Source organism: Enterococcus sp. AZ084 (assembly GCF_051714905.1).
Classification (GTDB): Bacteria; Bacillota; Bacilli; order Lactobacillales; family Enterococcaceae; genus Enterococcus_B; species Enterococcus_B pernyi.
Genome location: NZ_JBIOSS010000001.1, coordinates 895,245 through 916,345 on the forward strand (window position 1 = coordinate 895,245; position 21,101 = coordinate 916,345).

Consider the following 21,101-nt stretch of genomic DNA (forward strand, 5'->3'; position numbering starts at 1 on the left):
TTATTATATTGAAAATGGAAACAGGTCGTTTGGTTAAAGGAGAGTTAGCATGAACGAAAGACAGGAAGAAATCTTGGATTTACTTACGGAAAATCATCAAGGATTGACAGCAACGGATGTTGCGAAGCAATTAGAGATTGATCGTAGTAATGCAAGTCGTTATCTAAGTGATTTATATAAAGCGCATTACATCGTGAAAAGCACTGGCAGACCTGTAGTTTATTCTATGCCTCCCAAAAAAACAGCTTCAGATAAAGTTCATGTGGACGCTTCTACACAAGTCACTTTTGAAACCCTAGTAGGGGAGAATGAATCATTAAAAGTAAGTATCCAACAGGCTAAAGCAGCGATTTTATATCCGCCAAGAGGATTGCATACGATTATTTTTGGGGAGACAGGAACAGGGAAATCGATGTTTGCTGAATGTATGTACCATTTTGCAATCGATTCGGAAATGCTTTCTCCAGATGCCCCATTTATTTCATTTAATTGTGCAGATTATGCGCAAAACCCACAGTTGTTGTTTGGACATATCTTCGGAATAAAAAAAGGTGCTTATACAGGTGCAACACAAGATAGCCAAGGTTTGATGGCTAAAGCAGATGGGGGGATCTTATTTTTAGATGAGATCCATCGCTTACCTCCAGAAGGGCAAGAGATGCTCTTCACGTTTATCGACAAAGGCGTTTATCGCCCATTAGGGGAGAGCGCACAAGTCCATGAGGCGTCTGTTCAGATCATCGGAGCAACGACAGAATCATCTGAAAGTTTTTTGACGACATTTAACCGCAGGATACCGATGGCAATCACTTTGCCAAATCTGGCCTCTCGTTCATTAGATGAGCGGTATGAAATCATTTCCTTGTTTATCAAGCAAGAAGCGAATCGCTTGAATCAGCGGATCGATATTGAAAAAGAAGCGATTTTAGCTTTTATGTTATACGACGCAGAGGGAAATATCGGGCAAGTGAAACGTGACCTGAAATTAGTCTGTGCTAAGTCATTTCTTCATTATCGTATGCACCAAGAAGAAAAATTAGTTATTCGAAAAGAAGAGTTATCCCTGCAAGTCCAAAAAGGATTATTACGAATCAAAGAAGTCCCTGAACGATTAGATCGCTTCATGGATAGTAAGAGTCAATATTTGACATTTGAGCCAGGATTCGCTGATGTGGTTTGGTCTCGGGACCCAGAAAGAAATATGCAAGTGTACAATGATATTGAAGAAAAGGTGATGTCGCTTTCTGAAACGGGTGGCGAAAATATTGATCTTGAGGCGTTGATCTCGAAAGATGTTGATGCCTATTTTCAAACGTATGTCAAAGAATTGACGAAAAGTACGATTCCTAAAGATTTACTTCCAGAAGACATCTGGCGTTTGACAAATGAGCTATACGATGTTGCTGAGAAACGACTAGACCGAATCTATAACCAAAAAGCACGCTTTGCCTTTGCCTTACATTTGCAAAGTACGTTGGATCGTGTGAAAGATGGACATATGATCGTTCATCCAGACTTGAATAATATACGAAAGAAGTTCAAAAAAGAATTTCAAGTTGCAATCGATTTGTCTACGATCATTGAAGAAGATCAACAAGTAGAGATACCATTTGATGAAATTGGCTTTATCAGTATGTTTTTATCGATCAACCTCGGAGAAAGTGAACCAGTCAAAGAAAATAAAGTCGACGTGTTAGTCTTGATGCACGGGCGACAAACCGCTTCAAGTATGTTGGAGATGGCGCAAGCTTTACTCGGAACAACGATCGGTCAAGCGTTCAATATGCCATTAGAGATGGAAGTTCAATCCATGTACGAAGAAGTATTGAAATATGTAAAGAATCGTCAAAGCAATTTAACAAATGGGTTGATTTTACTGACTGATATGGGTTCACTGAACACATTCAGCGATTTGATCTATGAAGAGACGGGGATACGTACAAAAGCAATCACAATGACCAGTACCATGATCGTCATCGAAGCAATCCGGATGGCAAATGTTGGTAGAAGCTTAGAAGATATCTACCAAAGTATCCAAATGTCTTTTGAATCGATTGTCAAAGATCAATTTAAAATCGAAAAGCAGGAAATGAACGAACGGAAAAAAGCAGTGATCGTGACTTGTTTTACTGGAGAAGGTGTGGCAGCAAAACTGTATCAACGAATTGTGCCCGTTATCAATCAGGATAAAGTTGAAGTGATCCAAATGCAGTTTTTGGAACGTGAATCATTTAAACGCCACATTGATGCGTTATTGGAAGAATATGAAATCAAGGCGATTGCCGGAACTGTTGAGGTAGATTATCAAAATATCCCATTCTTTTCTGCCTATGACGTATTCGATGATGAAAAACTCAATACATTGAAACGTATCGCAGATGACGAAGTTCCGACAGCAAAAATTGTTGATTCATTAAAAGATTCATTGAATGCGATATCATCTGTTGAGCGTTTGATTCAAGCTTTGCAAAAAGCGATCCAACAAATCCAAACAGACTTATCGATCATCGTTGAACCAGGTGTGGATACGGGTATCGTGATCCATGTTGCTTTTTTGATTGATGGTCTAATCAAACATGAAAAATTGCGTACATTTGATGATTTCCCCATTTTTGCAAAAATGTATCGCTTAGAAATGGATATTGTTCGAACGAATTTGATCGGGATCGAACGTAAATATGGTGTGAAAATCCCAGAACATGAAATTGCTTTTATCACACAAATGTTTATAGAAAATAAAATAAAAAAATGATTGAAATTACACAGTGTACACACTAACTATTAGTGTGTACACTGTGTTTGTTTGATTAGTGTTATGAAAACGCTATTTTAGCTGTTTAGTGTTTGGCATGCTTCTTGCATTATAGTTATAGTGTAAAACCAAATTTAAAGGAGTGGAAAAAATGGAGAAAAAAACAATCATGTTAGTATGTTCTGCAGGAATGAGTACAAGTTTATTAGTAACAAAAATGCAAAAAGCAGCAGAAGAAAAAGGAATGGAAGCAGATATCTTTGCGGTTTCAGCTTCAGATGCTGACAATAACCTTGAATCAAAAAATGTAGATGTTCTATTATTAGGTCCACAAGTTCGCTTTATGAAAGCACAATTTGAACAAAAATTAGCGCCAAAAGGAATTCCATTGGATGTTATCAATATGCAAGATTATGGCATGATGAACGGTGCAAAAGTACTTGAACAAGCTGAAAAATTAATGAAATAATCAATCGTGAAGCTGGAGGTAGAATAGTGGAAGATCAACAAAATCTAGAAGCCATCATGGGATTGATCATGTATGGTGGAAATGCAAAAAGCGATGCAATGGAAGCGATTTCTGCGGCAAAAAAAGGAGATTTTGATTTAGCGGAGAAAAAAATACGCGATGCTGAAGCCTCTCTGGTAGAAGCACATCATTCACAAACTCAAATGCTCACGCAAGAAGCACAAGGAAATCATATGCAAGTAACGCTGTTGACTGTGCATAGTCAAGATCACTTGATGACATCGATCGCATTTACAGACCTTGCAAAAGAAATCATTGATTTATATCGTAGAACTTACGTTGAATAACCAAAACACTTCTTTTTTGAACGGAAGAAGAAAAAAATTTTTGAACGGATTTTTTTAATTTGGTATAAGGAGTTATTCTTTATATAAAAACTTATAGGAGGAAGTAATAATGAATGGATTAACAAGTTGGATGGAAAAATACATCCTTCCAGTTGCCGGAAGAATCGGCGCGCAAAAGCACTTAGTGGCATTGCGTGACGCTTTTATCGGTACGATGCCTGCAACGATGGCTGGATCAGTAGCTGTAATGATCAACGCAATTATTCGTGATTTACCACAGCAATTTATTAGTACGTATGCTGACAGCTTAGCAGCAGACAAAGGTTTTTTTGCTGTATTGAATGTGATCATCGGCATCAATGGGTTCGTTTGGAATGGTACCTTAGCAATCGCCGGACTGATCTTTGCCTTTTCATGGGGATATAATTTAGCCCGTGCATATGGCGTGAATGATTTAGCAGGAGGGATCGTTGGTTTAGCAACACTGATCCAAGGAATCGCTTTTGGCCCGTCATTATCAGCTGCATTGAATGTCAATGTTCCACAAAATGTGGCAGATGCGATCAATGGCTCGGAAATTGGGGCAACGATTGCTGATGGCACTCTATCAGTTGGTTTGTGGGGATGGTTGAAATTAGATCATTTAAACGGTAACGCCTACTTTACAGTAATGATCATGGGTGCAATCTCTGTTATCATTTTCTGTAAATTGATGCTTGCTAATATCACGATCAAAATGCCTGACTCAGTACCACCCGCAGTTTCTAAAGCATTTGCAGCAATCCTACCAGCAACGATTTCATTATATGTCATCGCTATCATTAATTATGTTGTTGGACGTGTGGCAGATGGTCAACTGATCATTGATTTAGTACAAAAATATATTGCAGAACCTTTCTTAGGCTTATCACAAGGTATTGGTGCTGTATTAATCGTTACGATCTTCGTTCAGATTTTCTGGTTCTTTGGTATCCATGGTCCGAACGTATTAGCACCAGTATTAGAAGGTATTTGGGGTCAAGCACAATTGATCAACATCGATATCTTCCAAAAAGGTTACAATGGCAAAACAGGAACACCTGCAGTATTAGATGCGATTGAAGATGGTAAAGCTTACATGTGGGTACGTGGCTCATTTGATGCGTTTGCATGGTTTGGTGGATCAGGTGGAACAATCGTTCTATTGATTGCTATCTTACTATTATCAAAACGTGCAGACTACTTGACTGTAGCAAAACTTTCGATTGGACCTGGTATCTTCAATATCAATGAACCAGTGATGTTTGGTTTACCAATCGTCTTGAATGCGATCATGTTTATCCCATTCTTGGTTGCGCCAGTTGTTGCGACAACGATTGGTTGGGTAGCTACTTATCTAGGATTAGTCGCACCGGTATCCCAACAAGTGACTTGGGTCGTCCCACCGTTCTTGCTATCGTTCCTTGCAACAGGGGCAGACTGGCGGGCGCCGATTGTCACATTAGTATGTATGGTCGTGACCTTCCTGATCTGGGCACCATTTGTGATGTCAGCAAATAAAATGGATCCAGCAGCAGGGGAACCTAAATAATCAGTTGAAGTAGGGGCTATGGGCGATGACGATCCGTCAAATCCCTAGCCCTCGCTTCATTCGAGTAAAACTAAAAGTAATCAATAAAAAAGAAAAGAGGAGAACAAATGATTTCAATCGCTAGTGCTATGCAACAAGATGCAATCAAAGAATTATTAGAAGGATACAATGAAGAAGGCGTGACCTTTACATTCAAAGAAAAACAAGGAATCAAATTATTCTTTGAAACAAGTGCAGAAGATAAAGAAGCAGCTGCCAAAACAGCAAAAGAATTGATCAAAGCTCAACCATGGGGCACGGTATTATATTTCCAAGCAGCAGCAGTCTAAGAAACAAGATAAGGGTGGTTCAAATGATAAAAAATGGATTGTTTTTGTGTAGTATTGGTTCACTGATCATACTATATAGTTTAAATCCGGGAACACAACAATATGACATTTATAGTATGGTCACTGGGTTGTTTTTTGCAGGACTAGGGATTTACTTCTTTTTAAAAGGTAAGAAAAAAGAAGAAGCAAAGGAGAAAAAGAACTAATGGAAATAATTAAAACACTAAACATTCCGGCATCGTTTTTCTATGATAAAGTGATGGATTCTGTTCTTTTTGATGTCCGCAAAGCCACTGGGAAATCAGTGACACGCAAACAATTAAAGAATCTTGAATACGTCAAACAATTCTCTCAAAATAATCGTGCACGCATTATCATTGAGGAAGTCATTGATAACCAATCTTATAAATTTCGTACCTCAACGACTAAAAATGATTTTGTCGTTCATTATCAAATCAAACCAATTGATGAAAAATCGTGTGAAGTCCACTATACGGAACAAATGGAATCACATGGTATGTTGCAGAAAATGAATGATATGATCTTAGGAACGATGTTGATGTATTTTAAAAAGAGACGTTTTAAAAAGATGCTAGGGATGATTGAAGAATCCTATTAAAAGAGGATGGTAAATCAAATCGTCCATCCAAGAGGATAACTAATGGTCAAAATGAGAATAAGTTGTGGAAACAACGTTTGGATCAAAAAAACGAAGCGCTAAAAACCAAAATCGTTTGTTCTATTTTGGCTTTTTAGCGCTATTTTTTGTAAATCATTTTTTGAGAGATACTACTTTGTGAAAGTAATGAAGGTCCGCTTGCTATTATAAAGAAAATAATAGTACAATTGGTATAGATATTTAAAGGGAGAAGGGAAAGTATGACGAATGTTATAAAAGAATTAGGGAACCAAGCGCTAGAAGAAATGTACGCTTTAGCAACCTATGCTTTTAATTCACAAGATACAGACGAACGACGTGAACGATTTAAAATGATTGTTGAGAATTCATGGAACTACGGCTTTTTAGATCCAGAGGGCCATTTGACAAGTCAAGTAATGGCCACACCTTTTTCAGTGGATTTCTATGGAAAAAATTACTTGATGGCTGGGATTGGATACGTTGCTTCCTATCCTGAAGCGCGAGGGCAGGGCGGTATCAATCGAATCATGGAAAAAATCCTTGAAGACTGTCGAGAAAGAAATGTCACGCTGTCTTATCTAGCACCATTTTCTTATCCTTTTTATCGTCGCTATGGCTACGAACAATTATTTGATCGAATCAGCTATGAGTTGGCGAGCCGTGATATGCCAGCTGTAAAGAAAACAACTGGTTATATGAAACGGACAAGTTTTGAAGAATCAGTGGATGCCATACGATCCATTTATACAAATATGCCGGAGAGTACGCGAGGCGGTTTGGTCCGAGAAGAATGGTGGTATTCCTACAAGTTTAAACAACGAAAAGAGAATCAATATGCACTGTATTACGACCGTGAGGGGAATGCTACAGGATATGTCGTTTATAAATTAGCCGCCCCTACATTTATCATCGTCGAAATGGGTTATCTGAATCATGAAGCATTGAAAGGATTGATGCGTTTCGTTGGTTCACATAGTGGCGCATTTGATTCGTTTGAGTATACATGTGGTTTTTCTGGCTACAGTAAAAATTATTTATTGGATAATCCATTTGCTAAAACCACGATCACGCCTTATATGATGGGGAGAATCGTAGATGTTGAGAAATTTATGCAGACTTATCCATTCCGACATGCAATCAACTTTTCTATCCATGTGACAGAAGATCCGTATGCAAAATGGAACGAAGGATTTTTTGATATTTCTTATGTCAATGGAGTACTTGAAGTAAAGAAAGTCCAACAGACAGAATTACCTGTGGTCAGTGGAACGATTCAAAGCTTGACACAATTATTGTTAGGATATCAAACAGTTGAAGAGCTTAATTTCCATGAAAAAATCAAAGTAGAAGGCGCATTGGTGGCTGAACTTAGTCAAGCACTGCCTAACCAACAACCAATTCTCAATGATTATTTCTGAGTGAAGACAATCAGATGATAGGAGGAGCATAGAAATGGAAGCAATGACGTATTGTCAAAGTTGTGGGATGCCACTTGATTCAGTTGAGATTTTAGGGACAAACAAAAACAATAGCAAGAGTGAAGAATATTGCATTTACTGCTACAAAGATGGCGCATTTTTAACTGATTGTACAATGGATGAAATGATTGAAGAGAGTGTCAAGCACATGAATGAATCAGGCATGCTGAAAGAACAAGGCAAGACAAAGGAAGAAGCACGGGAATTCATGCATCACTTTTTCCCAGATTTAAAAAGGTGGAAACATCAATAAAGTTTATTCCAATAGCAAAAGATGGATGCTACCTCATTATCGAATAAAATGACTTCATATAATGTATTTGGTAATAAGTAAAAAATGGGATTTTACTTTTGTCGCTATTTTTTAAAGAGCAGAAATATAATAGGGGATTGTGACTTGAGGGATCTCATGATTATTAAAACTGAATAAACAGTGTCCATAAGAAATAAGCCCGTCCCCCAAAATACAAGAACAAATTTCTGGGGAGCGGGCTTATTTCTCGGAGCTGAACATCACTATCACAAACTCATGATAAGTTTAAGACGTTCCTGACTGGAATCGAACCAGCGACCTATCGCTTAGGAGGCGATCGCTCTATCCTACTGAGCTACAGGAACAAGCATCAATACTATTATTTTAGCGCTTTGAAGGCATACATGCAAGCTGATTTTTAGAGCAAAACGTTTCCAATAAAGGAATCCTGAGTGGTAGAATGAGGGTGATAAAGGGGGTTTTGATTATGTCTGATAAGCCAAAAGAAGAAGTAATTGCAGAACGTTTAGATGAAGCAAAAAGAGAACGTGAAGAAATTACGAAAGAGGCAATCCAAAAACACGAAGAAGAAAAACCTGTAGAAAAAGAAAGTCGCAAATTTACGTTTACTAAAAAAGAAGATTTATTATAAACATATCTATGGAAAAACAAAAAAAGATCTGAGATTTCCAGATCTTTTTTTGTTTTATTATTACGCCCAGTCGCCATTTCTGAAGATCGGTACGCGTGAGCCATCTTCGCGGATACCATCAATATCCATTTTATCTGAACCAACCATGAAATCCACATGCGTCTGGCTTCGATTTAAACCAGCAGCTGCCAATTCTTCATCGGTCATTTCTGTTCCCCCTTGCACACTAAACGCATAGGCTGAACCAAGTGCTAAATGGTTTGAAGCATTTTCGTCGAATAATGTGTTATAGAAAATGATACCAGATTGTGAAATCGGTGAAGGATCAGGAACTAGAGCAACTTCGCCTAAACGACGTGCACCTTCATCGGTATCTAGTAGTTTTGCCAAGACTTCTTGTCCTTGTTCCGCTGAAAAATCAACGACTTTACCGTCTTTAAATGTAAATTTCATTCCAGTAATGGTCGTTCCTGCATAACTTAAAGGTTTCGTACTTGAGATATACCCATCAACGCGATGACTATCAGGTGCGGTGAAGACTTCTTCTGTTGGCATGTTTGCCATGAATTTTTCATCACGAGCATTATAGCTTCCAGCGCCTTCCCACAAGTGATTTTTCGGCAAGCCAATTACGATATCTGTCCCTGGGGCAGTATAATGTAAAGCTGTAAATTGTTCTTTGTTCAATTCTTCTGCTTTTGTCGCTAGTTTTTCATCGTGATTTTTCCAAGCAATTACAGGATCAGATTCATAAATGCGAGTCGTTTTGAAAATCTCATCCCATAATGCGTCGACTTGTTCTTCCTCTGGTAAATCAGGGAATACTTTTGCTGCCCACTGTTTCCCAGCAGCTGCGACAACTGTCCAACTTACTTTATTTGATTGTGTCGCTTTTCTTAGATTCATCAATGCTTTTCCAACTGCTGATTGATAAGTGGCTACACGATCATTGTCAACTCCTGCGAATGCATCTGGATCAGAAGAAACAACGCTGATTCTGCTCGCACCTTTTTCAATCCAATCATCTGCTTGATCGATTTTATATTGTGGAACTGTAGAGATTCGATCATCTGCAGCGTGAGCCAAAAATTCTTTTTGAATGACATCATCTGTCCATTGAACGATCACCTCATCTGCACCTAATTGGTAAGCCTCTTTCGTGATCAATCGGGCTAATTCCGCTTGCTCTACATTGATTTGTAAGACTACTGTGTGCCCTTTCGATACATTGACCCCTGTTTCTGCAATTAAACGGGCGTATTTTTTTAAATTAACATTAAAATCAGCTAACATAATTAAATTCCTCCTCATCGTATTTTTTGTAATTCCTCATTGTATGATAACATTTTATTAGAAGTGAAACAAATAAACATCTGATAAAATAATCATTTGTTTTTAATTAGAAAACACAAAAAAGCGTTGATATCCGAGTATAATGACAGAAAAATTTGTAAAAAATAAAAAAACAAGTTTTGCTTATTGAAAAAAAATGGTACAATAGTATTAATCAATGGTGGAAGCGTTATAAAAAATTTCAAGGAGATTAGAAAATTATGGCAAGAAAAAAAACGATAACAAAGGAGCAGATTTTGGCAGCCGCCTATGAAGTTGCTGCCAATGAAGGATTTTCAAAATTCACTGCGAGAAACATTGCAAATAAAATGAACTGTTCTACTCAACCAATCTATCTAGAGTTTAAAAATATGGATGATTTGAAACACGCGCTATTTGAGCAAATCTACGATTATCTAAAATACGAAGTCTTTCCTGTAGAACATACCGGCAATACGATTGTCGATCTAGCGTTGAATTACATCCATTTCGCAAATCGTGAAAAGAAATTATATAGCTCACTTTACTTGGAAGAGTATGGCGGCGGAAGAGAGATGCAAAATTTCTCCTATAATTACTTTATGGACGTAGTGAAAGAAGATCCAAAATACATGGACTTGTCAGATGATAAACTAGTCTCGCTTCACAATGGGACTTGGATCATTGCAACAGGTATCGCAGCTTTGATGTCATCGAATATCATCCATCCGACGGATACACAAATCGAAAAGATGATCCAAGACAGCATCAATGCCATTTTAAGCTTAAAAGATCCGATTGAAGTAGACTGATCTGCTTATTTGAAAAATTGATCGACCCCATTTGATAGTAATGCCTTGATTTACAAAACGTAATGCTTCTAAATAAAAAGAAGGATGTGGTAAACACATCCTTCTTTTTGTGATTAAGATAACATGGATACAAGAGATTTTGCGAACGCTTCAAGATTTTCAATATCTTCTTCCTCAGCGTTTAAATCAACTTTCACGCTTTCGGCACCTTTAACAGCACCAGTTTTTGCAAAGGCAGCATCAAAATCGTCCACTGACTTACAAAACTCATCATAGAAAGTATCTCCAGAGCCACACACACCGTAGATTTTTCCAGGTAATTCAAGTTCTTGTAAATCTTCATAAAAATCAACGATTTCGTCCGGTAGATCACCGTCATCGTATGTATAAGTAGCAACTACGCAAATATCTGCTTCTTGAAAGTCTTCTGCATCTACTTGTGTGCATTCATTGATTTCAACATCGATATCCATATTTTCCAGAGCCTCTGCAACAATATCGGCGATTTCTTCCGTGTTACCAGTCATACTTGCATAAACGATTTTTGCTAAAGCCATAAGGCGCCTCCTAAATTTTAATGAATAGCATTTCAACAACTACCAATTATACCAAAAGTTTGAGAAAAAGGAAGCGAGATTTATAAAGGTACTATGGGATTTGGCTAAATACTTCCTACTATGTTAAAATAAAAAGGATTTGTAAAAAGGAGACGAGAATAGATGATAACATTAAAATCAGCACGTGAGATCGAAGCAATGGCAGAGTCTGGTGCATTATTAGCAGATGTCCATAAAAATCTGCGAGACTTCATTAAACCAGGAGTAACTAGTTGGGATATCGAAGTATTTGTACGTAATTATATCGAAAGTCATGGCGGAGTCGCTGCCCAAATTGGATTTGAAGGATATGAATATGCGACGTGTATCAGTATCAATGATGAGATCTGTCATGGTTTTCCTCGGAAAAAACCACTTAAAAGTGGCGACTTAGTGAAAGTGGATATGTGTATTGACTTAAAAGGCGGGATCTCTGATTCTTGCTGGGCATATGTGGTGGGTGAATCTACACCTGAAATTGATCGATTGATGGAAGTGACAAAAAAAGCACTATATATCGGCATTGAGCAAGCGCAAGTTGGTAATCGTATTGGGGATATTGGTCATGCGATCCAAACGTACGTCGAAGGAGAAAATCTAGGAATCGTACGAGACTTTGTTGGACATGGGGTAGGACCAACGATCCATGAAGAACCAACTATTCCTCACTATGGTGAACCAGGTAAAGGATTACGTTTAAAAGAAGGTATGGTCATTACGATCGAGCCAATGGTCAATACAGGAACATGGAAAATGAAAATGGACCCAAATGGTTGGACAGCTTATACCAGAGATGGTGGATTATCTTGCCAATATGAACACACATTGGCTATCACCAAAGATGGTCCAAGAATCTTGACTTCTCAAGGTGAAGAAGGAACTTATTAAGTTCTTCTTTCAACGAACAGTTTGCAAACTGTTTAATTAAATGGAGAAAGTTGTGGATGACCTTCTTCTTCAAATAATGGATAAAAGTTGTAGGAAAGCTAGTAACTAAGATAGTAGGGTGGCAATTGGAAAAATATGTCTATTATTTTCTGGTTTGCCACCCTTTTCCTCAGTGTTATTAGCTTTTTTTACAACCTAGATAAACGGTGTTCGAAAGCCAGCTCCTACGATATTAAGAGCAACATCGAAAAAATATGGAGAGCTATTTTCTCAAATTCTGCCTTAATACTTGGAGCTAAGCAGCTTTTTCACAACCTATGATAAACGGTGTTCAAAAGCCAACTCCTACGATATTAAGAGCAACATCGAAAAAATATGAGAAGCTATTTTCTCAATGTTGCTCTTAATACTTGGAGCTGACCGGCTTTTTCACAACCTATGATAAACGGTGTTCAAGAAGCAACACTTCAATAATAAGTCAAAAAAATCCAAAATGAAAAAGCCATTTTCGATTTTTCTGCCTTATTACTCAGTGTAGACCGCTTCTTTCACAACCTTGAACAGGAGATTACTATGAATATTTTGAATAAAATAAAACAACATAAGAATTTAATGCGTTTTATTGAGACGACGCAAAAGAGGATCGTTGATTCTGAAATGGGAACGACTTCAGTAGTTGTGGCTTATTATTTACTCTTATCTTTGTTTCCATTGATTATTGCGCTTGGAAATATTCTACCGTACCTTCAAATCGATCAAGAAACTGTCTTGACTTATATTCGCCAAGTGATTCCTGAAACGATCTATCAGTTTATTGGACCGGCGGTAAAAAATTTGTTGACACAAAGTTCTGGTAGTTTGTTATCATTGTCAGCTATTGCAGCTTTATGGTCAGCTAGTCAGAGTATCAATGCGTTACAGATTGCCATGAATAAAGCGTATGGAGTTGAAAATAGAGAAAATTTCATCATTGTCCGTTTCTTTTCCTTAATAGTTATCATCTTGTTCATGATTGCGATTAGTGGTGTCACTTTAGTACTTGGATTAGGACAAATGATTTTAGAGGCGATTCAACCGATCTTTAAAATACCTGTAAACTTTATTGACCAATTCCAAACATTGAAATGGCCGATTACTTTGGTGGCTTTATTTGTGATCATGTTTATGATTTATTGGATTGTACCAAACGCGCAATTGAAATTTAAAGCAGTGATTCCTGGTGCTGTATTTGCAACGACTGGTTGGATGTTGTTGTCACAAGTTTTTGGAATTTATGCTCGTTATTTTGCAACGCGTGTGAGCGGTTATCAAATCATCGGAAGTTTTATCGTTTTGATGCTTTGGTTAAACTTTGCTGCGACGATCATTATTCTTGGTGGAATCATCAATGCTGTTGTGCAAGAGTACATAACAGGAAACGAAATAAAAGAACGAAGAAGCATCACATCAACATGGCTTGGTAAACTAAAAAATAAATTTTCTCAAAAAAAGAATTAGAAACACGAGTTCTTATTGTAAAATAGCGACAGTGTTTTATAATTATTAATGACTCTTTAAATAAAGTAGGTGCCCGTATGCTGGTTTCTTTTAGTATTGTAATAAAGATTTTTTTGACAATTTTATTGTCTTTGATATTGACCCCCATTTTTAAAATAATTTCAGTTCAAACTGGAATGGTCGATAAACCGAATGAACGACGAATAAACAAAGTGCCGATGCCTTCAGCTGGTGGCTTACCTATCTTTGTTTCCTTCGTGATATCTAGTTTGTTTTTGTTCAAAGATATCATCCCTAAATTTTATATTCTACCTATATTATTGGCTGCATCCGTCATCGTATTGACCGGATTACTTGATGACAAATATGAACTTTCACCTAAGCAAAAAAGTATTGGGATTTTATTAGCGGCTTTGATCATCTATTTTGTCGCTGATATCAGGATCGATTCTTTTACCTTACCGTTCTTAGGATATATCCAATTAGGTTGGCTTAGTTTTCCTGTCACCATTTTTTGGATTTTTGGGATCACTAATGCAGTCAATTTGATTGATGGTTTAGATGGCTTAGCAGCAGGGATATCTTTGATTGGCTTGATTACCATTGGTATTATTGGTTACTTTTTTTTACATGCCTCAACAGTTTATATACCTATAGTTATTTTTTGTTTAGTCGCAAGTATCATCGGCTTTTTTCCTTACAATTTTTATCCTGCCAAAATATATTTAGGGGATACAGGTGCACTTTTCTTAGGCTTTATGATGGCGGTTTTATCATTGCAAGGATTAAAGAATGTTACTTTCGTTTCATCGATTTCTTTGTTGATCATCATGGGGGTACCTGTTACAGATACTTTTTTTGCAATCATTCGTAGAAAAGCGAATCGAGTATCATTTTCTACGGCAGATAAGAAGCATTTGCATCATCGATTGCTTGCTTTAGGCTTTACCCATAAAGGAGCTGTTTTGACGATCTACTCCATCGCTTTGATGTTTTCATTTACTGCAATGATCATGAATTATACGGGAAGTCTTGGAACGATTGCTTTGTTCTTAGTGATGCTATTTGCTGCTATTTTATTATTTGAATTGATCGGATTGATCAATGAAAAATACCAATTCATTCTAAAAACATTACGGTTTTTAGGGAATAAAGAATACCGTACACAAGTGATGCAGAAATACTTTAAGAAATGGAAAAGACCTTAATGGAGAACAATAAAAAAAAGCCGATTTTAATTAGCATTGTGACAGCAAATAGTAAAAAAATATTCCAGACATTAGATACGATCATTGCGACGATCGGTGAAGAACCGGCAATTGAATTTCAAATTTTTGATAATAACTCGACACCTGAATACCAAAAACGATTACGCGAATATTTAAAATATCCGTTCATGAATATTTATTTCAATAATGAAAACCGAGGCTTTGGATTTGGTCATAACCATACCTTGCTCCAAAGCGCTGCAAAATATGCGGTGATTTTTAATCCAGATATTTTAGTAGATGAGCAGACGGTGATCGACCTGGTTGCGCTCTTAGAAACGCATCCTGAATGTGCGATGTTGGCACCTAAAATCTTGAATGAAGATGGGACGACTCAATACTTGATTAGACAGCGTTTAGCTCTATTCGACTACGTACTACGTTTCATTCCTTTCAAATTTGTCAAAAAAATGTTTGATCGGCGATTGAATCGCTTTGAATGTCGTGATTTGCCAGAGGATCGTGATTCTTATGTGCGCATGATTTCTGGTAGTTTTATGGTAGTAGATGTTGCGAAATTCAAATCAATCAATGGGTTTGATACTCGCTACTTTATGTATTTTGAAGATAATGATCTTTGTTTAAGTTTTGAAAAAGCAAACGAAAAGATCCTTTATACTCCACGTTATAGTGCCATCCATCTATATGGAAAAGGGGCGCATCGTAACTTCAAACTTTTTCGAATATTTTTAAATTCAATGATGAAATTCTTCCATAAGTGGGGGTGGACTTTCTTCTAATGACACCAGAAATAGCAGTAGTGATCGTATTGTATCACCAAAAAATCAACCAATCGCCTTCTTACGATTATTTAAAAGCAGCTACCCAAGCTGGGACAGTGGAGTTAGTTATTTTTGATAATAGTCCTGTTGCACATGCTGATGTGCTTTATTCAGAAAAGAACGTCCATTATCATCATGATCCAGCAAATCCAGGCCTAGCGGTTGCTTACAATTATGCAATTGACCACATTTCAGATACGGTACAGACACTTGTAACATTAGATCAGGACACTCAGTTAGGTACTGATTATTTAGAAACTGTAGCCGAACTCACTTGGACAAAGGAGCGAGTAGCTGCGGTCCCCTTAGTATTTTCTGGTACAAAACAAATCTCTCCGGTGTGGGCAGACCACTATATCAACCGCCACTTCGAAGTGATCGAAGAGCCAGTAGTAACACGTCAACGGATTATGGCAATCAATTCTGGCGCGGCATTCTCGCTCACATTTTTAAGAGAGATCAATGGCTATAATACAGTGTTCCCACTCGATTTTTTAGATCATTGGCTTTTTTGGCAAATCAAACAATTAAACAAAGAAATTGTAGTTTTAGCCACTAGCATGACTCATGATCTCTCAGTATTAGATGATAAAAAAGTCAACGTAACACGCTATCAGTCGATATTGGCTGCTGAGTCGATCTTTTACCAAGAATACGACCGTCAGCATTTAATGCAACATCGGAAGCAGTTAGTATTAAGAATGACAAAGCAATTTTTGACTGTCAAGAATCGTCAAATCTGGCGAATGACTTTACGTTCGTTTGTTGATAATTGGAAGGTGTGAAATGATGCGATCGGTTTGTATAGCAACCTTTAATGGTGGCGCGTATTTAAAAGAACAATTGGATAGTATCTTAAAGCAACTTTCTCCAGAAGATGAAGTGATTATCTCGGATGATGGTTCAGTCGATGATACTTGGTCGATCTTAACAGAATATGCACATAATGATCCACGTATCAAACTTTTTGAAGGTCCTAAACAAGGTTTGATCAAAAATTTTGGCTTTGCGATTGAACAAGCTCAGGGAGACCTGATATTTTTAGCAGATCAAGATGATGTATGGTTAGATGGGAAAGTAGAGAAAATCACACAATACTTTAGTCTTCATCCAAAACAACTAGTAGTTATTTCAGATTTAGTGATCGTAGATAGCCAGTTGAATGAGATCCATTCCTCATACTTTACCTTTAGAAGATCCAAAGAAGGCTGGTTGACGAATTTGATTCGTAGTAACTATATCGGTGCAGGGATGGCTTTTCGCTCTTCATTAAAAGAGACGATCTTACCGATACCTGACAATGTACCGATGCATGATATGTGGATCGGTTTGCTGGCGGGGAATCATGCGGGCTTTATTCGAGAACCGCTGACTCTTTATCGGCGACACGATTTTAATGCAAGTGAAATTGAAACGAAGAGTAGTTGGCGCCAGAAAATCACTTGGCGGATTCATTTGATCCAAGCACTCATTCAGCGGAAATGGAAAAAATATCCCTAAAAGATATTGTTAAATTCTCAAGAAATCCATGACAAATAGTAGGATTGATGAGATAATAACGAAAGTGAAAATTTAAAGAAAAAGGAGCGCTTATATTCATGAAAGGAATCATCCTTGCGGGAGGAAGCGGAACACGCTTGTATCCACTAACAAAGGCAACCTCGAAACAGTTGATGCCAGTCTACGATAAACCAATGATCTATTATCCAATGTCTATTTTGATGTTGGCAGGTATCAAGGAGATATTGATTATTTCAACACCTCAAGATACCCCACGCTTTAAAGAATTATTTGGAAATGGCCATGATCTAGGTATTCACCTTGAATATGCGGTTCAAGAGAGTCCCGATGGCTTAGCTCAAGCTTTTATTATTGGGGAAGAATTTATTGGCGATGATAGTGTTTGTCTTGTTTTAGGAGATAATATCTACTATGGTGGCGGACTATCAAAAATGTTGCAACGTGCTGCCTCTAGAGAAAGTGGAGCGACTGTTTTCGGGTATCATGTGAATGATCCGGAACGTTTTGGTGTGGTCGAATTTGATGAAAATATGCAAGCTCTCTCTATTGAAGAGAAACCAACAGAACCAAAATCAAATTATGCTGTCACAGGACTTTATTTCTACGACAACGATGTGATTTCAATTGCAAAAGAAATCAAACCATCTGAGCGTGGCGAACTAGAGATCACTGACGTCAACAAAGCATATTTAGAAAGAGGCAAACTTTCTGTAGAGATTATGGGACGTGGTTTTGCTTGGTTAGATACAGGCACGCATGAATCTTTACTTGAAGCCTCTACATTTATTGAAACGATTGAAAAGCGTCAAAACTTAAAAGTTGCTTGTTTAGAAGAGGTGGCTTATCGAATGGGTTATATCGACAAACAACAATTAGCTGTTTTGGCAGAACCACTGAAAAAAAATCAATATGGTCAATATTTATTAAGATTGGCGGCTGAATAAGGAGTTTTTAGTGATGAAAGTGACTGATACTAAATTAACAGATGTTAAAATTATCGAAATGGATGTTTTTGGGGACCATCGTGGTTTCTTTACAGAAAGCTATTCAAAAGCAAAATTCGCGGAACATGGATTAGATTTTGATTTTGTCCAAGACAATCACTCTCTATCTGCTGAAGCAGGAGTGATTCGTGGTTTGCATTTTCAAAAAGGGGCATCCGCTCAAACAAAATTGATCCGTGTCACTTCAGGAGCAGTTTTAGATGTGATCGTCGATATTCGTAAAGGTAGTCCGACCTATGGACAGTGGGAAAGTTATATCTTATCTGAACACAATCATCGTCAATTACTTGTTCCAAAGGGATACGCACATGGTTTTGTGACGTTGACACCAAATGTGAATTTCCTTTATAAATGCGATAATTATTATGATGCCGCAGCAGACGGTGGAATCGCATTTGATGATCCAGAGTTAGCGATTGATTGGCCGATCGATCTTTCAAAAGCAATCATGTCTGAAAAAGATCATAATCATCCTACACTGAAAGAATTTGAAGCGGAAAACCCATTTGTTTATGGTGAAATCTAACATTTGATGAGGAGAAATATTAAATGAAAAATATCATTGTTACTGGTGGAGCAGGCTTCATTGGATCAAATTTTGTACATTATGTTGTACAAAACCACCCAGAAGTACATGTGACAGTCTTAGATAAATTAACTTATGCAGGAAACAAAGAAAATCTAGCAGGATTGCCAACTGATCGTGTCGAGCTAGTTGTCGGAGATATCGCAGATGCAGAATTAGTCGATCGATTAGTGGAAAAAGCAGATGCAGTGGTTCATTATGCTGCTGAATCACATAATGATAATTCACTTAAAGATCCGTTTCCATTTGTACACACGAACATCATTGGTACGTATACATTGCTAGAAGCTTGCCGTAAGTACGATGTTCGTTACCATCATGTTTCTACGGATGAAGTCTACGGTGACCTACCATTACGTGAGGATCTACCAGGTCATGGCGAAGGTGAAGGTGAGAAGTTCACTGCGGAAACACCTTATAACCCGTCCAGCCCGTATTCTTCAACAAAAGCTGGTTCTGATCTGTTAGTGAAAGCTTGGGTCCGTTCATTTGGACTAAAGGCGACAATCTCAAATTGTTCCAATAACTATGGACCTTATCAACACATTGAAAAATTCATACCACGTCAAATCACCAATATTTTAAGTGGTATCCAACCTAAGTTATATGGAGAAGGAAAAAATGTTCGTGATTGGATCCATACGAATGACCACTCTTCTGCCGTATGGTTGATCCTAACCAAAGGGAATATTGGGGAAACTTATTTGATTGGCGCTGATGGCGAGGAAGACAACAAAACCGTATTGGAAATGATCTTAGAAATGATGGGTCAGCCTAAAGATGCCTATGAACATGTCAAAGATCGTGCCGGGCATGATTTGCGTTATGCAATCGACTCAACCAAACTTCGTCAAGAGCTTGGTTGGCAACCAGAATTCACTAATTTCCGTGATGGTTTAGCAGATACAATCAAGTGGTACGAAGAAAACCAAGAATGGTGGCAAAAAGAAAAAGAAGCAGTTGAAGCAGCTTACGCTAAAAATGGACAATAAGAGACGAGAAAACAAACTCCCTCGGACAAGCTGCGTAGATAAGAGCAAGGGATTGTCTCTTATCAGATGTTTTTCTTGCTTGAATAGATAGCTTGAAAGACTCAACCTCTTTTAAATAGTCATTGAAGGGGCACTGCGTTTAACTGACGCTGCCCCTTTTTTCATGGAAATGTTTTTAAGAGTACCTGATGGATGCACATCCTCTCGAAAAGCGAGAACCGATATGGTAGAATAAGCTTGGTTCTTAGAACGTGGTTAGAACATGGTTAGAACATAACTGTTCTGCCGTTGTTTTGGGATAAGGGGAGAAAAAGATACCGTTATTTTTTCCGCTACTCCGAACAAACAGTTGAATGAATCGGCTTCAAAAGATAAAGCGTTCATTAAATACAACAAGATAGCTAATGATATTTTTACAAAAACACTTTAAAAAAATAAATAAATCAAGGAGCGATTGCGTTATGTTTTTATTAACAGGTGGAAATGGTCAACTTGGTACCGAGTTACGTCATTTATTAGATGAGAAAGGGTTAGATTATGTTTCGACTGATGCCCAAGAACTGGATATCACGGATGCAGAAAAAACAATGACTTATATCACAGACTTAAAGCCTGAAGTCATCTTCCATTGTGCAGCCTATACCGCTGTCGATAAAGCAGAAGACGAAGGAAAAGAACTAGATGAAAAAATCAATGTAGACGGAACGAGAAATGTTGCATTGGCAGCGAAAGCAGTGAATGCAAAATTGATTTATATCAGTACCGATTATGTCTTTGATGGTAAAAAAGAAAATGAAGAATATCTAGAAGATGATGCAACGAATCCATTGAATGAATATGGTCGTACAAAATTACTAGGTGAACAAGCAGTGCAGGAAATTTTAGAAGATTATTATATTATTCGTACGTCATGGGTATTTGGCATATATGGTCATAACTTTGTTTATACGATGCAACGTTTGGCACAAACCCATGATCGTTTAACTGTAGTCAATGACCAATTTGGACGTCCGACATGGACACGCACATTGGCTGAATTTATGGTCTATGTAATTGAACAAAAAGTACCATATGGTGTTTATCATCTATCAAATGAGAATAGCTGTTCATGGTATGAATTCGCAAAAGAGATCTTAAAAGATACAGCAGTAGAAGTAGCTCCTGTTACTTCAGCCGAATATCCACAAAAAGCGACACGTCCGCAGTATTCAGTGATGAGCCTGAAAAAAACGGAAGATCTTGGTTTTGTAATCCCAACGTGGCAAGAAGCACTTGAACAAATGTTACAAGCTTCTGAAAAATTAAACAAATAAGGTTTTTCCTTAGAAAAAAGAAACAACGAAGAAATTGGAGA

The 21,101-nt window shown here is 37.6% G+C and carries 23 protein-coding genes and 1 tRNA gene; 21 read left to right on the top strand and 3 right to left on the bottom strand.

The features are described 5' to 3' along the window. The first annotated feature begins 49 nt into the window (after positions 1-49). From IGI79_RS04220 to IGI79_RS04260, 9 genes are all read left to right on the top strand, one after another. Positions 50-2,752 carry a sigma 54-interacting transcriptional regulator gene (locus IGI79_RS04220; protein ID WP_019722910.1) on the top strand — a complete coding sequence of 901 codons (2,703 nt, stop codon included), beginning with the start codon at positions 50-52 and terminating at the stop codon, positions 2,750-2,752. A gap of 151 nt (positions 2,753-2,903) precedes the next feature. Beyond that, positions 2,904-3,221, top strand: coding sequence for a PTS sugar transporter subunit IIB (locus IGI79_RS04225; RefSeq protein ID WP_010735963.1), 318 nt, complete (start codon positions 2,904-2,906; stop codon positions 3,219-3,221). A 26-nt stretch (positions 3,222-3,247) separates the two neighbouring features. Then, positions 3,248-3,568: a PTS lactose/cellobiose transporter subunit IIA gene (locus IGI79_RS04230; protein WP_019722909.1), complete on the top strand. Its 321-nt coding sequence runs from the start codon at positions 3,248-3,250 to the stop codon at positions 3,566-3,568. A 109-nt stretch (positions 3,569-3,677) separates the two neighbouring features. Continuing rightward, positions 3,678-5,138: a PTS sugar transporter subunit IIC gene (locus IGI79_RS04235; RefSeq protein WP_010735961.1), complete on the top strand. Its 1,461-nt coding sequence runs from the start codon at positions 3,678-3,680 to the stop codon at positions 5,136-5,138. Positions 5,139-5,245: 107 nt separating this feature from the next. After that, on the top strand, positions 5,246-5,467 hold the full coding sequence (locus IGI79_RS04240; RefSeq protein ID WP_019722908.1) for a hypothetical protein: 222 nt from the start codon (positions 5,246-5,248) through the stop codon (positions 5,465-5,467). Between the two features lie 23 nt (positions 5,468-5,490). Next, a complete protein-coding gene (locus IGI79_RS04245; protein WP_010735959.1) occupies positions 5,491-5,673 on the top strand; it encodes a DUF3188 domain-containing protein in 183 nt (60 codons plus the stop codon). Beyond that, positions 5,673-6,086 (top strand): DUF3284 domain-containing protein, encoded by a 414-nt coding sequence (locus IGI79_RS04250; protein ID WP_010735958.1) that lies wholly within the window; start codon positions 5,673-5,675, stop codon positions 6,084-6,086. Before IGI79_RS04245 ends, IGI79_RS04250 begins: the two co-directional genes overlap by 1 nt. Positions 6,087-6,346: 260 nt before the next feature. After that, a complete protein-coding gene (locus tag IGI79_RS04255; protein ID WP_019722906.1) occupies positions 6,347-7,525 on the top strand; it encodes a GNAT family N-acetyltransferase in 1,179 nt (392 codons plus the stop codon). 34 nt (positions 7,526-7,559) lie between these two features. Continuing rightward, on the top strand, positions 7,560-7,838 hold the full coding sequence (locus IGI79_RS04260) for a zinc ribbon domain-containing protein (RefSeq protein WP_019722905.1): 279 nt from the start codon (positions 7,560-7,562) through the stop codon (positions 7,836-7,838). Between the two features lie 291 nt (positions 7,839-8,129). Here the strand turns inward: IGI79_RS04260 and IGI79_RS04265 are convergent. Further along, positions 8,130-8,203 (bottom strand) — tRNA-Arg (locus IGI79_RS04265). A 122-nt stretch (positions 8,204-8,325) separates the two neighbouring features. On the opposite strand from IGI79_RS04265, the gene IGI79_RS04270 reads away from it, so the two are divergent. Beyond that, positions 8,326-8,490, top strand: a complete 165-nt coding sequence (locus IGI79_RS04270) for a hypothetical protein (protein WP_010735955.1) — start codon at positions 8,326-8,328, stop codon at positions 8,488-8,490. Positions 8,491-8,550: 60 nt separating this feature from the next. Here IGI79_RS04270 and IGI79_RS04275 read toward each other — a convergent pair whose 3' ends face one another. Beyond that, the gene (locus tag IGI79_RS04275; RefSeq protein ID WP_065095678.1) at positions 8,551-9,783 is read right to left on the bottom strand and encodes an aminopeptidase; all 1,233 of its coding nucleotides are present in this window, start codon (positions 9,781-9,783) and stop codon (positions 8,551-8,553) included. Between the two features lie 260 nt (positions 9,784-10,043). Between IGI79_RS04275 and IGI79_RS04280 the strand changes: the two genes are divergently transcribed. Beyond that, entirely contained in the window at positions 10,044-10,613 is a 570-nt protein-coding gene (locus IGI79_RS04280; protein WP_010735953.1) for a TetR/AcrR family transcriptional regulator, read from the top strand. Positions 10,614-10,726: 113 nt separating this feature from the next. Here the strand turns inward: IGI79_RS04280 and IGI79_RS04285 are convergent, their stop codons facing one another. Beyond that, positions 10,727-11,170 carry a flavodoxin gene (locus IGI79_RS04285; RefSeq protein WP_010735952.1) on the bottom strand — a complete coding sequence of 148 codons (444 nt, stop codon included), beginning with the start codon at positions 11,168-11,170 and terminating at the stop codon, positions 10,727-10,729. Between the two features lie 162 nt (positions 11,171-11,332). Between IGI79_RS04285 and map the strand changes: the two genes are divergently transcribed. From map to rfbD, 10 genes are all read left to right on the top strand, one after another. Continuing rightward, a complete protein-coding gene (map, locus tag IGI79_RS04290) occupies positions 11,333-12,097 on the top strand; it encodes a type I methionyl aminopeptidase (RefSeq protein WP_019722607.1) in 765 nt (254 codons plus the stop codon). 573 nt (positions 12,098-12,670) lie between these two features. Next, entirely contained in the window at positions 12,671-13,594 is a 924-nt protein-coding gene (locus IGI79_RS04295; RefSeq protein WP_010735950.1) for a YihY/virulence factor BrkB family protein, read from the top strand. Positions 13,595-13,671: 77 nt separating this feature from the next. After that, positions 13,672-14,802, top strand: coding sequence for an MraY family glycosyltransferase (locus IGI79_RS04300; protein ID WP_019722606.1), 1,131 nt, complete (start codon positions 13,672-13,674; stop codon positions 14,800-14,802). After that, the gene (locus IGI79_RS04305; protein ID WP_065096427.1) at positions 14,802-15,602 is read left to right on the top strand and encodes a glycosyltransferase; all 801 of its coding nucleotides are present in this window, start codon (positions 14,802-14,804) and stop codon (positions 15,600-15,602) included. The genes IGI79_RS04300 and IGI79_RS04305 overlap by 1 nt, the downstream gene beginning before the upstream one ends. Then, the gene (locus IGI79_RS04310; RefSeq protein WP_065096426.1) at positions 15,602-16,429 is read left to right on the top strand and encodes a glycosyltransferase; all 828 of its coding nucleotides are present in this window, start codon (positions 15,602-15,604) and stop codon (positions 16,427-16,429) included. Before IGI79_RS04305 ends, IGI79_RS04310 begins: the two co-directional genes overlap by 1 nt. Positions 16,430-16,433: 4 nt before the next feature. Next, positions 16,434-17,144 (top strand): glycosyltransferase family 2 protein, encoded by a 711-nt coding sequence (locus IGI79_RS04315; RefSeq protein ID WP_023519364.1) that lies wholly within the window; start codon positions 16,434-16,436, stop codon positions 17,142-17,144. Positions 17,145-17,242: 98 nt separating this feature from the next. Continuing rightward, complete coding sequence (gene rfbA, locus IGI79_RS04320; protein WP_010735945.1) at positions 17,243-18,109, top strand: glucose-1-phosphate thymidylyltransferase RfbA; 867 nt, start codon at positions 17,243-17,245, stop codon at positions 18,107-18,109. Between the two features lie 13 nt (positions 18,110-18,122). Beyond that, a complete protein-coding gene (rfbC, locus tag IGI79_RS04325; protein WP_010735944.1) occupies positions 18,123-18,695 on the top strand; it encodes a dTDP-4-dehydrorhamnose 3,5-epimerase in 573 nt (190 codons plus the stop codon). A 23-nt stretch (positions 18,696-18,718) separates the two neighbouring features. Further along, positions 18,719-19,747 (top strand): dTDP-glucose 4,6-dehydratase, encoded by a 1,029-nt coding sequence (rfbB, locus tag IGI79_RS04330; RefSeq protein WP_438845722.1) that lies wholly within the window; start codon positions 18,719-18,721, stop codon positions 19,745-19,747. Positions 19,748-20,208: 461 nt separating this feature from the next. Next, complete coding sequence (gene rfbD / locus IGI79_RS04335; protein WP_104871470.1) at positions 20,209-21,060, top strand: dTDP-4-dehydrorhamnose reductase; 852 nt, start codon at positions 20,209-20,211, stop codon at positions 21,058-21,060. Positions 21,061-21,101: the final 41 nt, after the last annotated feature.